Source organism: Lutimaribacter marinistellae (assembly GCF_042648365.1).
GTDB lineage: Bacteria > Pseudomonadota > Alphaproteobacteria > Rhodobacterales > Rhodobacteraceae > Lutimaribacter_A > Lutimaribacter_A marinistellae.
In genome coordinates this window covers 80,294-92,752 of the sequence record NZ_JBHRXI010000025.1, presented here as the reverse complement: position 1 = coordinate 92,752, position 12,459 = coordinate 80,294, and the positions used below count along the sequence as shown (strand labels likewise).

The 12,459-nt window shown below is 62.2% G+C and carries 11 protein-coding genes; 3 read left to right on the top strand and 8 right to left on the bottom strand.

Annotation, left to right across the window (positions count from 1 at the left end; all coding sequences use genetic code 11):
- Window positions 1-29: 29 nt before the first annotated feature.
- From ACFORG_RS19130 to ACFORG_RS19095, 8 genes are all read right to left on the bottom strand, one after another.
- A complete protein-coding gene (locus ACFORG_RS19130) occupies window positions 30-515 on the bottom strand; it encodes a (2Fe-2S)-binding protein (protein ID WP_386737150.1) in 486 nt (161 codons plus the stop codon).
- 110 nt (window positions 516-625) lie between these two features.
- Window positions 626-1,624 carry a molybdopterin-binding protein gene (locus ACFORG_RS19125; RefSeq protein WP_386737149.1) on the bottom strand — a complete coding sequence of 333 codons (999 nt, stop codon included), beginning with the start codon at window positions 1,622-1,624 and terminating at the stop codon, window positions 626-628.
- Window positions 1,621-2,589: an XdhC family protein gene (locus ACFORG_RS19120; RefSeq protein WP_386737148.1), complete on the bottom strand. Its 969-nt coding sequence runs from the start codon at window positions 2,587-2,589 to the stop codon at window positions 1,621-1,623. The genes ACFORG_RS19125 and ACFORG_RS19120 overlap by 4 nt, the downstream gene beginning before the upstream one ends.
- Before the next feature lie 158 nt (window positions 2,590-2,747).
- Window positions 2,748-3,338: a YeeE/YedE thiosulfate transporter family protein gene (locus tag ACFORG_RS19115; RefSeq protein WP_386737147.1), complete on the bottom strand. Its 591-nt coding sequence runs from the start codon at window positions 3,336-3,338 to the stop codon at window positions 2,748-2,750.
- A 3-nt stretch (window positions 3,339-3,341) separates the two neighbouring features.
- Window positions 3,342-3,893, bottom strand: a complete 552-nt coding sequence (locus ACFORG_RS19110) for a YeeE/YedE thiosulfate transporter family protein (protein WP_449284312.1) — start codon at window positions 3,891-3,893, stop codon at window positions 3,342-3,344.
- Window positions 3,894-4,038: 145 nt separating this feature from the next.
- On the bottom strand, window positions 4,039-5,856 hold the full coding sequence (locus ACFORG_RS19105) for an OmpA family protein (RefSeq protein WP_386737146.1): 1,818 nt from the start codon (window positions 5,854-5,856) through the stop codon (window positions 4,039-4,041).
- Window positions 5,857-5,953: 97 nt separating this feature from the next.
- Window positions 5,954-7,216 carry a vWA domain-containing protein gene (locus tag ACFORG_RS19100; RefSeq protein WP_386737145.1) on the bottom strand — a complete coding sequence of 421 codons (1,263 nt, stop codon included), beginning with the start codon at window positions 7,214-7,216 and terminating at the stop codon, window positions 5,954-5,956.
- A 58-nt stretch (window positions 7,217-7,274) separates the two neighbouring features.
- Window positions 7,275-8,183, bottom strand: a complete 909-nt coding sequence (locus ACFORG_RS19095) for an AAA family ATPase (RefSeq protein ID WP_386737144.1) — start codon at window positions 8,181-8,183, stop codon at window positions 7,275-7,277.
- Between the two features lie 204 nt (window positions 8,184-8,387).
- Here ACFORG_RS19095 and ACFORG_RS19090 point away from each other — a divergent pair, with 204 nt between their 5' ends.
- Genes ACFORG_RS19090 through ACFORG_RS19080 form a run of 3 tightly spaced genes read left to right on the top strand, consistent with a single transcriptional unit; the run spans window position 8,388 to window position 12,459 of the window.
- Window positions 8,388-9,419, top strand: coding sequence for a glycosyltransferase family 2 protein (locus ACFORG_RS19090; protein ID WP_386737143.1), 1,032 nt, complete (start codon window positions 8,388-8,390; stop codon window positions 9,417-9,419).
- On the top strand, window positions 9,416-10,084 hold the full coding sequence (locus ACFORG_RS19085) for a hypothetical protein (protein ID WP_386737142.1): 669 nt from the start codon (window positions 9,416-9,418) through the stop codon (window positions 10,082-10,084). The genes ACFORG_RS19090 and ACFORG_RS19085 overlap by 4 nt, the downstream gene beginning before the upstream one ends.
- Complete coding sequence (locus ACFORG_RS19080; RefSeq protein WP_386737141.1) at window positions 10,084-12,459, top strand: glycosyltransferase family 2 protein; 2,376 nt, start codon at window positions 10,084-10,086, stop codon at window positions 12,457-12,459. The genes ACFORG_RS19085 and ACFORG_RS19080 overlap by 1 nt, the downstream gene beginning before the upstream one ends.

The following is a 12,459-nucleotide window of genomic DNA, read 5'->3' as shown; positions in this document are numbered from 1 at the left end:
CTCCTCCCTGAGAAACAAGTCCGTCGCGATTACTCGGCGGCGATGGCACTCACGTCCTGACCGCTGGCGGCCATGATTGCCTTGACGATGTTGTGATACCCCGTGCACCGGCAGATATTGCCCTCGAGATGGTGCCGGATCTCGGCCTCGGTCGGCTTGGGGTTGTCCTTCAGAAGCGCTGCGGCAGACATCACCATGCCGGGCGTGCAAAAGCCGCACTGAAGGCCGTGATGGTCCTGGAACGCCTGCTGGATCGTGTTGAGCGAACCGTCCTCATTCGCCTGGCCCTCGATGGTGGCCACCTCGGCGCCGTCCGCCTCGAGCGCCAGCATGTTACAGGATTTGACCGCTTCGCCATCGACATGGACCATGCAGGCACCGCACTGGCCGGTGTCGCATCCGACATGCGTGCCGGTCAGCGAAAGCTGGTCGCGCAGGAAATTGACGAGAAGCGTCCGCCCCTCGACCTCACCGCTCACGGATTTGCCGTTCACGGTCATCGAGACCTGTGTCATGAAGTCCTCCCTTTGAATTATGTCCCTTTGACGCGGAGTTAAGCACGCGCTTTGTCGTTTGAGAACAGGTTTTCTTTCTGGTCGGGGACTTGCCCCGCCCTCGCAATGGGCTAACGCTTGCCCGCCCGGGGTTGCGGACGGGTCGGGATTTCCTTGAGCAGGCCACCCACCCCCATGCCGGCGATGTCCGAGCCGGAGGTGGGAATACCGCAGGCAACGCGCACGAGCACCCAGTCCGCCCCGTTCAGGGCTGGCGAGCGCGCGCAGCCCGGCAAGCCGATCACGGGCCGCGCCCCGAGGTTGCCCAGAAACAGCAGGTTGCCCGGGTCGACCGGCATGCCGAACCGTTCCACCTTGCCCCCGGCACGCCGCAATGCCTCAGGCGCCACATCGAATGGGTCCGATGTCGCCGAGCCAGTGAGGACAAGAACGATCTCGCCCGGTGCCTCACCAATGGCTTGCGCCAGCTCCCTGACCTCATGCCGAACAATACGCGGCTCCGTCAGCACCATGCCCAGCGCCTCGATCCGGCTGCGTATGGCCGCGATCCCCTTTTCATGTGGCGGTCCGCCGGGAATCTCGGTGACAATCAGCGTCGCCGTTCGAAACGCGGGCGCGGCCAGCGCGATTGCGCCCGCTCCGGCAGAGCAGGCTGCGGCAACATCGCTGCCTGGCACCGCGTAGGAAATGACCTTGATCGTGGCTACCATTCCCCCTGCACCCATCTGCTGATACTGGGGAACGGTCGCGACCGTGATCATTGGGTGCACGGCATTGAAAGCCTCGATTGCAGCGGTGTCGAGCAAGGCCGCGCCTGCCCTCTCGGCGATCAGGTTGACACGTCCGGTAAAGGGTTTCATTGCCTTCAGGTTCACCGCAGCCGGATCCGGGCAAAGCGCCGCGGCCAGACGCTCTGCCGCATCGTTTTCATGCAAGTCGTCCGGGTCGAGCCGCGCGACGATCACCTCCGTCAGACCCGCGCCTGAAAGCTGATCTAGGTGCCCCGGCTCTAGCGTAAGCCCCTTCTTGAGCTTTTGGGCACCGACCTGAACCGAATGCGCAAGAATGCACCCCTTGGCTTCGGCAATTGGAACCGGGCCGAATTTCACGCGCGTCCCCGCAGGACCGCCGTCATTTGTGCCAGTACAGCAACGGCGATCTCGGCCGGTCCCGCCGCGCCGATATCAAGCCCGATCGGCCCGTGAATACGCGCGATCTGTTCCACAGAGAATCCTGCCTCCTGCATCCGCGCAACCCGTTTGGCATGGGTGCGGGTCGAACCCAGCGCACCGATATAGAAAACGTCGGCTTTCAGCGCGGCCTCCAATGCAGGGTCATCAAGCTTTGGGTCATGCGTCAGAAGCACCAATGCCGTTCGGGTGTCGAGACCAAGCTGCGCCACGGCCTCGTCCGGCCAATCGTGCAGGATGCGTTCCCCGGGAAATCGCCCCTCCGAAGCAAAGGCCTCACGCGGGTCGACGACTATCGGGTCGTATCCCGCGATCCGGGCCATCGGGACCAATGCCTGCGCGATATGGACCGCGCCCACGACGATCAGGCGGAGGGGCGGATTGTGCACGGCTATGAAGGTCTTGCCGTCCTCTTCGAACCCGGACCGGTCCATCCGCATGCGCTCGGGATAGGCCCCGCGCCAAAGCGCCCTCGCTCCGGTGTCGAGATTGACCTCATAGGCCAGCGGTTCGCGCCTTTCGCGGGCCTCGACCAACTCTGCCAGCATCGCCTCGGTTACAACCCTGCCAATCGGCTCTACCAGAACCCGGATCGTGCCGCCGCAGGCGAGGCCCACGGCGAAGGCATCCTCATCGCTGACACCGAATTCGAGCAGGCGCGCCTCTCCCTCCTCAATGGCTTCCAGCGCCTCGACGATTACCGCACCCTCGACGCAACCGCCGGAAACAGAGCCTTCGATCCTGCCGTCGCCGCCAATTGCAAGTTGTGCGCCCACGCGACGCGGAGCGCTGCCCCAGGTCTCAACGACCGTGGCCAAGGCGGCACCGAGCCCCTCACGGTGCCAGGCAAGCGCTGTTTCAGGGCTGTTATCGAAACGATCCATCCGATCCTCCCGCCGCGCAGTATGGCGCGGGAAACGGTCGAGGCAAGGGGGGCATTGCACATGTGGATGGCAAGAAAAAAGGCGGCCCGATGGGAACACGAAATCATCGGGCCGCTAGGATGCAGGACAGCACCGCCATTCTGCATCGGGAGCCGCGCTTATTCGGCGGGTTGCGCGATGGCCCGGTTGCCGACCAGATTGTCGGGCAGGGCAAAAGCAATGACGATGAAGGCGAGGCCCAGGACAAGGCCAAGCACATCCCCCGGCAGAGCGGTCAGGCCATCGAATTTGGAACTGGGAACGGTACCTAGGGTGACCTTGCCTCCGGCAAAGCTGTCGAGCAGGCCCGAGGCTTTCCATGTCGGGTACGTCACCATGTATGCGGCAGCTCCCAACAGCCCGCCCGCGATGAAGAACAGTGCATCCTTGCGCCCACTGGCCGCGGCGACGACGCCGGTACCCGGGCAGTACCCGGCCACTGCCCAGCCAGCGCCCAGCATTAGGCCGCCGATGAACACGCCCGCATAGGCCGCCTTCACCGACATGTGCCCCACATCGACAAGCCCAAGCATCTGGCCGCCGAACATAAGCGCAGACCCGATACCGATGGCCAGCAGAATGGTTTTCATCAGATGCAGGTTGGTAAGGTTCAGCATTCGCCCGATCCAATTCGGGTTCGATGCTCCGATCCGGTCAAGCACGGCTCCGAAGGCTGCGCCGATCACGATGGCGAGTAGTATCGAGGTCATGGCTCAGGCCTCCTTGCGAAACAGCATCAGGGAAACGGGAATGGCGGCGGCAAAGGCTCCGGCGGCGAAGACATATCCAGACAGCGCCGTCTGCATCATGCCCGACATCATGTGACCGGAGGTGCAGCCGCCGGCGAGGCGCGCCCCGTATAGGACGACGAAACCTCCGACAAAGGCCGCGGCGTATCGTTTCCACTGCGCGTCCCCGAAATTCGCACGCCACAGGGCCGGAACGGCGCGTTCGGCCGCGTCGATCCCGCCGCGCAGCCGGGCAGACAGGAATCCGCCCAGCATCATCGCAAGCACGAAAACAAACGAGTAGTTGAGCGGGTTCGCAACCGCCTTGGCGTATTTTCCGTCAGACTTGGCGAGATAGGCGTTGGTTGACGTGAACCCGTCATCCGTTGCGGTTACGAGCGAACGGTTCACGGCGTCACCCACTATGCCGTCGAGAATGACGAATTGGGTCGAAACGCCGATGGGCTTGACCAGCAGGACAGCGGAGAAAAACACCAATCCCAGCAGCAAGCCTCCGATTTTCCAATTGAGAGGCATCCAGGCAATCCTTTCGTTTACATTCCAACGAAAGAATACGAATCACATTCCATTGATTGAATGACATGGATCAAATGGCAGGTACGTTACCGACGGAAACAGCCGCCCCCACTACAGGGACGGCTGTTTGCCGGATGCGGGTACATCAGTTCAGCAGTGGCGTGATGCGCCGCACCGCGACGCGGCGGTTTGCGGGTTCGGCACTGGTTGTCGGCACCTTCAGGACCGACTCGCCATAGCCCTGGACCACAATGTTGGCCGGCGGCACGTTGAAATACTCGGTCAGGGCCAGCGCAACCGTTTCTGCACGCCGGTCCGAAAGGGCAAGGTTGTAACCCGCGGTTCCGGTCGCGTCGGTATGCCCTTCGACAAGGAAGACTTCGGCCGGGTTTTTCTCGATGGCCTCGCGCATGGCATACCCCAGTTCAGCAAGATCGCGTGCCTGGTCTGGCCGGATCGCCGCCGAGTTGGTGTCGAACCTCACGTTATTGACCGAGATCTCGGGAACCAACTGCCGAACGTCGTCGATATAGCGGATCTGAGACAACGAGAAGTTTCTGTCGATCTCGGAACCTTGCATGTCGAGAATCGCTCGGCGCAACTCGTCGCCGCTGGCTTGCCCTTCGTAGGAAAATTCGCGCATCTGCGCTCGCGGCAATTGCGAAACCTCCACAGGCTGCACCGGTTTCGTATCGTCGAACAGAACCACCTCTTGCCCGCCGGGCAGCAGGCGCGAGCGCCGCAGCACACGGCCGTCGGCGGCACGGATGGTCACGACCTCGCTACCATCGGGTTGGCTGACGAAGGTGCGGGTGGACCCGTCCGAGAAGGTCTCGGTATCGACATTGCTGCCGGGGCGGTAGAGAAGCTGGTTGTCATCCTTGATCACGCGCAGGCCTTCATCGCCGCGGACGACAAGCCGATCATCGGATTGGGTCACGACCTCTTCGCCACCACGCAGCAACTGGTTGATGGCCAGCGCGCCAATACCGACCAGCGCGGCTTTACCGAAATCCGAAATGCCATCATCGCCACTTGCCGCTGGCGGGTTGGCCGCCGCATTGACCTGCGTGTCGAACTCTTCGTTCGAGCGCCGAACCTGGTCACGCTCGATCTGCCGACGAACCCTTTTGCCTTCCCGTCCGGTCAGCGCCTCTGCGGCCTCGGCCTCTTGCGACAGCCTCTCCGCCCTGCGTGCCTGTTGCGTGCTGTCGAGTTGCGGGGCCTCGTCTGCATCTTTGGTCCGGACCCGTTCAAGCTCGCGCTCCAGTGCCTCGGCCCGTTTCTGCGCCTCGGCCTCGCGTGCAGCGCTGGCCTCAGCCTCTTGCTGAACGCGCTTCAGATCATCTTGAAGCTTTTGCTGTTGTTCCGCCGCCTGTTGGTCTTGTGCGGCCTGCACATCGGCAGGCAAACGAGGTCCGCCTTCGGACTGCCCGGCCTGCTGTTCCACTTCACGCTGTCGTTGCGCGCGGCGCGCCTCCTCTGCTTCTGCGGCTTGACGTGCGGCTTCCGCCTCCTGAGCCTGACGGGCGGCCTCAGCCTCGGCAGCCTGGCGCGCAGCCTCCGCCTCCTGAGCCTGACGGGCGGCCTCTGCCTCGGCGGCTTGGCGCGCGGCGTCCGCCTCCTGAGCCTGACGGGCGGCCTCTGCCTCGGCGGCCTGGCGCGCCGCTTCGGCCTCCTGAGCCTGACGGGCGGCCTCTGCCTCGGCAGCCTGGCGCGCCGCTTCGGCCTCCTGAGCCTGACGGGCGGCCTCTGCCTCGGCAGCCTGGCGCGCCGCTTCGGCCTCCTGAGCCTGACGGGCTGCCTCTGCCTCGGCGGCACGTTGCGCCTCGTCCTGCGCTGCCTGCACATCGGCCGGCAAACGCGGGCCGCTTTCGGAGTCGCGTTGAGCGTTCGCGACTTGCGGAAGAGTCATGGCGAGGGCCGTCATCACTGCGGTACTGGATCTAAGAAAGTTTTTCATGGCCATCTGTCCTTTCCCCACCCAGAAACGGGCGGCTATTCAGACAGTCAACGCATAGCTGCGACGTCAGGTTGCACCACCCTTTGAAACCGGCGGATCATCGCTCGATCATGGCCAAGAGGCGTGTCTTCTCGCCCATGTCGTCCGGGCGCGAGATGACGCGTGCGAGATCCTCGAGCGAGGCGATGGAGTGCCCGGCCCGAAAGCTGTCGACATGGGGAAGCATGGCCGTGATGCCGCGGGCCTTGGGTGCGAACCCGTCCCAGCGCAGCAGCGGATTGAGCCAGATGAGACGGCGTGCCGACAGGCGCAGACGCTCCATTTCCCGTGCCAGCGGTTCGGGATCGTCCCGGTCAAGCCCGTCAGTGATCAGCAAAACGACGGCCCCCTGCCCCATCACGCGACGCGACCAATCGCGGTTGAACGCATGCAGGCAGTCACCGATACGCGTGCCACCCTCCCAATCCTGCGCTTCGGCCCCTGCTGCCGCAAGTGCCGCATCCACATCCCGCGTTGCCAAGTGGCGGGTGATATTTGTCAGGCGTGTTCCAAAAGTAAAGGCGTGCACCTTGGCCCAACCTGCCCCCTTCGCATTCGACACGGCATGCAAGAAATGCAGGATGATGCGGCTGTACTGGCTCATCGATCCTGAGATATCGCAAAGCACGACAAGGTTCGGCCAGCGATCTCGCGGTTTGACCCGAGCCAGGGAATGCAGCTCACCCCCCTGTTTCATCGCCGCGCGCAGGGTACGGCCACGGTCGATGCGATGGCCGAGGTGACTTGCCTGCCGCCGCCGCGAGGCGATGGGTTTGACCGGAAGCGTCAATCGCGCCAGCATCCGCTTGGCCTGCGCAACCTCCTCGGTGCTCATCTGTTCGAAATCGAGCGTGCGCAATCTCTCTTCACCGGACATTGTCAGCGTTGCGTCGACCTCGATCTCGGTGCCGTCTTCATCCTCCTCGGTCGTCTGGTTCGGAACGTCGCGGTCGGCACCATCCAGCAAGGCCTCGGCTGCACGTTTCTCGGCGGGTTTCGCCGTCCGATCCTCTTGCACACCGCGCACCGCCGGAAGCATCATCGACATCATGTGCTCGAGATACCGGGGGTCGCGCCAGTAAAGACGGAAAATCTGGGCAAAGATCGCCCGGTGTTCCGGCCGGTTCACGAAACAGGCATGCAAGACCCAGTAGAAATCGCGCTTGTCGGTAAATCCCGCGGCTTCGACCGCCCTGATCGCATCCACGACGCGACCCGTTCCAACCGGCAGGCCACCTTTGCGCAGCGCACGAGCGAAATGCAGGATGTTATGAGTAAGTTTCGGGTTCTCTGGCAGATCGAGCGGAGCGTATTCCGGCATCACAGCTCACAGGGGCGAGGCCCCCATGCCCCCAGGTTTCGCGAGATACGGCGGCGCATCACGCCGGCTCCAGCGCCGCCCGGGCCTGATCGAGAATGCGTTTCGCCTCGGACCCTTGCAGCTTCTGGATATCGTCCTGGTATTTCAGGATCGCGCCCAGCGTATCGGCGATCACCTCGGGGCTCAGGTCGATGACGTCGAGCGCCAGCAGGCATTTTGCCCAGTCGATCGTTTCGGCGACGCCTGGCTTTTTGAACAGGTCTTCGGTGCGCAATTGCTGCACGAAGGCCACCACCTCGCGGCTGAGGGTTTCGGCTGCTTCGGGCGCGCGGGCATGGACGATTTCAAGCTCGCGCGCAAAATCGGGGTAGTCGACCCAATGATAAAGGCACCGCCGCTTAAGCGCATCGTGAACTTCGCGTGTCCGGTTCGAGGTCAGGATGACGATCGGAGGCTCGGGCGCCTTCACGGTTCCCAGTTCGGGGATCGTGACCTGAAAATCCGACAGCGCCTCGAGCAGGAACGCTTCGAAAGGCTCGTCCGTACGGTCGAGTTCATCGATCAGCAGGACCGGAGCGCCGTTTTCGTCGGCCCGCATGGCCTGCAGCAGCGGCCTTTCGATGAGGTAGTCGGGTCCAAAAAGCTCGCGTTGCAGATCGTCCCGATCTGCATTTCCTTCGGCCTCGGCCGTGCGGATTGCAACCATCTGCGCGGGAAAGTTCCACTCGTAGACCGCCGAGGACGCATCAAGCCCCTCGTAGCATTGGAGCCTGATCAGACGCCGGCCAAGAGCGGCGGACAGCGCCTTGGCAATCTCGGTCTTGCCGACACCGGCCTCGCCCTCAAGGAAGAGCGGTCGGCCCAACCGCAGCGACAGGAACACGACCGTGGCGAGTGCCCGTCCGCAAACATATCCCTGATCACTCAGCATCTGCTGGACGGCGTCGATCGATCCCGGCTTGGTCATTGCTTCTCCTCTTGGCGTCTCTAACAGGTCACGCAACGGCAAGTTCGTCAACCGCCACCGGCAAGCCCTTGGCCGCAAATGTTGACGGAGTCCGGCCGAACTGTCATGAATTATGCAAGATAAATCGGTCAGGCCGCCGGGCCACAACGGCGGTGCCCCGGCAAACGGGGCGGGCAGTCAGCAAGGGGCGGCAAAGAACGGGCGATGCGGATCACCGCGGTTACCTGCGTCAAGAACGAGGGACCCTTCGTTCTGGAATGGATTGCTTTCAACAAGCTGTTGGGGGTGACCCATTTCCTGTTCTATTCCAACGATTGCTCGGACGCGACCGACCGTCTGCTGGATGCCCTGCAGGCCCGGGGCTTGGTGCGGCACCTGCCCAACCCGGCCGAGGGTCGCAATTACCAGATGGAGGCGCTCAAAGATGCGCGCAACCAACCCGAAGTCAGCGATGCCGATTGGGTCTGGGTCGCGGATGTCGATGAGTTTCTGAATATACATGTCGGCGATCACACAATTCCGGCACTGATAGAGGCCTGCGGTGATCCTCAGGCAATTTCCGTTCATTTCCAGTTCTTCGCCAACGACGGCGTCGACACGTTCGAAGACCGGCCAGTCATCGAGCAATTCACCCGGTCCCACAATCCGGACCTATGGAACGGTGACAGCGCGATCGAGGTCAAATCGCTGGTACGGCGCGACTTTCCGCTTCAGTACTATGGCGCACATCGGCCTTTCTTTCGGTCCAAGCTTGCACCACGCAAAAGACCGCGCTGGACGGATGGATCAGGCCGCGACGTTCCACACCGGTTTCTTGTCGCGGCAAACCCCCGGCGCATCCGCAAGTTTCCAGCACATGGCGCGCGCGCCTTCGCGACCCTCAACCATTATGCGCTTCGATCGCTCGACAGCTATCTGGTCAAGAATGACCGGGGCGATGTGAACCGCGAGAACCGCGCCTTTGACGACAGTTACTGGCGCGAAAGAAACGACCCGGCCTGGCAGGATCTGTCCATCGGGCGCTACCTGCCCAGACTCCAATCCGCGCTGGCAGAGCTGAAATCAGACCCCGAAATCGGCCAGCTCCATGCAGAAGCCGTGCGCCTTCACCGCGCAAAGAGAGACGAATTGCTAACGAAACCGCAGTATCGCGACATGCAGGAACATCTGCGGACGGCCCCGACCTTGCCGCCCGCGGAAATCGAACTGCTGAGTGAACTGGGGATCGCATCATGAAACGTCTGCGTGTCGTAAATCTCGGCCTGCCAAAATCGGGCACAACCACGTTGGGCAAGGCGTTGCGCCTGTCGGGGCTCAAGACCGCCGACTGGAAGGTGCGGAAAGGACAGTCGCGCGATCCGTCCGTGGCCGGCCAATTCGTCGGAGACCTGATGTATCGCGGATATTTCGAATATGGCGATCCGCTTTTTCACCTTGGCGAATTCGATGCGTTTTCCGAGATCAGCCTTGCCCGACCCGACCTCAACCGCTGGCCCCAGACCGATTGGGGGTTGATCTCGACCATCGCCGAACGCCACCCCGGCACGCGTTTCATCCTCAGCTATCGCAACGCCGCCGATCACGTCGACAGCATGATGCGCTGGACCAACCTCGGCACGCAACGCCTGCCCCGCCTGTCGGTGCCCGGCCTGCCATCCGGTTTCGGACAAACACGGGAAGAGTTGATCCGCTGGGTCGAGGGGCATGAGCGGTTCTGCCGACAGGTTTTCAAGGGACGCCGCGATTTTCTTGCCTATGACATTCGTGATCCCGACGCACCGGCAGAGATCGCGGAATTTCTCGGCATCGAGGTCAAATGGTGGGGTACCGCCAATCCAAACCCGGAAACTCCTGGCGTGTCAGGGTTAACCCATGCTGCACAGGAGGGCCGACTGAACTGATGCGGATCTATCTGCATATCGGACCCGAGGCTGCCGGCGCCCGACGCATTCAACAGGTGTTGGGCGACAAACGCGAACAGTTGCGCGGCAAGGGTGTCTTGTTTCCGCGCAGCCCAGGCGGCGGAAACCACACGCGGCTATTCATGGCCGTAACCGACCCCGACCACGTCGATGTGCTCCGTTTCAATCGCGGCTTTGCCGATCCCGCCGCGCAGAAGCGCCTATTCGACGGATTGAAAGAGGGGCTGGCCAAGGAGATCGACGCCGCGCGACCGCATACGCTTATCCTGTCAGCCGCACAATTGGCCGCGTCGGTTCACCGCCAATCCGAAATGGCGCGCCTCCGGGATCTGCTCGCGACATTCTCGGACGACATTCGCGTCGTGACCTATCTCGGGGAACCTGCGGCGATGATGTGCGGCCACTACGCACGGCAGCTGGCCGAAGGGCGCGCGCGGTCATTGTCGCAGGAGCTTTCGTTGTTGGACGCGTCCGACTGGTGGACTGCTGCGCTGGATCTGATGCCACGGATCTCTCCCATGACAGGCCAGTTCGAGGAAACGCAAGGTCCGGCATTCTGGCTGGATTATGAGGCGCTTGAAAAGGCCTGGGCCACGGTATTCGGCGCCAACAAGGTACATCTGCGCGGCTTCGAGCCTACACGGTTTGCAGCGACCGATATCGTCGAAGAGATACGCAAGGCGTTTGGGATTGAAGATACCATTGGGCGTGCCGATCCCGTGGAAGACGGTCCGCAACCGTCGGAGGCGACGCTTTCGCGCATGCGGCGTTTCAACGAGATCCTGTTACGCTATCTCTCTGACGGTAAACGCCATGTCCCGCGTCAGTTGTGGCGCGCCCTTCTGTCCGAAATGGCCATTCCCGGTGCACCCACGAGACCGACCGACCTTTGGTCAGTGTCCCGACGTTTTCATGCTCAGAACGTGAAGCTGGCCGAGGCTCATGGCATCGCCCCCGCCCTGTTCGACGTGCCACCGAGCGCGTCCGATTGGCAGGAGGCGGACCCCGATCGCGGCTTTCGCGCGTCGCAATACCTTTTGGCGGCCCGGTTCCGTATCGAGAAAGCCAGCAAAGAGAAATACGCAGCACGGGCCGCTGAGATTGCCAGCCGTTTCGGGGTGGCCGCCCCACCCAAGGTCACCCCTCCTCAGCCCGAACCGGCCGACGGGTTGAGTGAGACTGCGCGTGCGATACTTCCTCCGCTTGCGGTCCAGAAATTCGAGTCGCTTCGAACAACCTCTTACGCGCCGCATAACAAGATTGGTGCGGTCGACGAGGAACAGCTTGCCGCGGCATACACACCTGCTCCGCCACGTGTTCTGCCCAACGGACGCGCCGGCAACGTCATCGTCGGCTGCATGAAGAACGAAGCGCCCTATATTGTGGAATGGGTCGCGTATCACCGTGCCATCGGTGTGGACAATTTCCTGATCTATACCAACGATTGTTCTGACGGTACTTCGGAAATCCTCGACCGGTTGCAGGAACTGGGCGTTCTTCAGCATCGCAACAACGACAATTGGAAGGGCAACAGCCCCCAGCAATACGCGCTCAACCAGGCAATGAAGGAACGGGTCGTCACGCAGTCGGACTGGATCATCCACATAGATGTCGACGAGTTCATCAATGTGCGCTGTGGCAATGGCACGCTTGACGATTTTTTCGCCCATGTTCCGGACGCGACCAACGTGGCAATGACCTGGCGGTTGTTCGGCCATAACGGCGTGACGCGGTTGGCGGACGACTTCGTGATTGACCAGTTCGACACCTGTGCGCCGAAATACTGCCCCAAGCCGCACACTGTTTGGGGTTTCAAGACGATGTTCCGCAACATCGGCGCCTATGCCAAGCTATCCTGCCATAGGCCCAACAAGCTTGGCGGGGAGTTTCGGGAAAAGGTCCGCTGGGTGAACGGTTCGGGCCGCGACATGACCGGCGAAGCAGCCGAGAAGGGATGGCGGAGTTCGAAGAAGTCCATTGGCTATGATCTTCTCCAATTGAACCACTACGCTCTGCGCAGCGCGGAAAGCTTCCTTATCAAGCGGCAAAGGGGCCGCGCACTACATGTCGACCGCTCCATCGGCCTCAATTACTGGATCCGGATGGATTGGGGCGATTACCGCGACATCACGATCAAGCGAAACCTCCCACGACTGCGCGCGGAGTATGACCGCCTCATGCAGGATGAAACGCTGAGAAAATGGCATGACACCGGTGTCGCCTGGCACCGTGCCAAGGCAGAAGAACTGCATGCCATGCCGGAATTCGAGGATCTTTATCGAGAGGCCTTGAAGATCAAACTGACCGAGACCGAACGGGTCGCTTATGCGCTCGCCCTTGATGTGGAGAGCTGA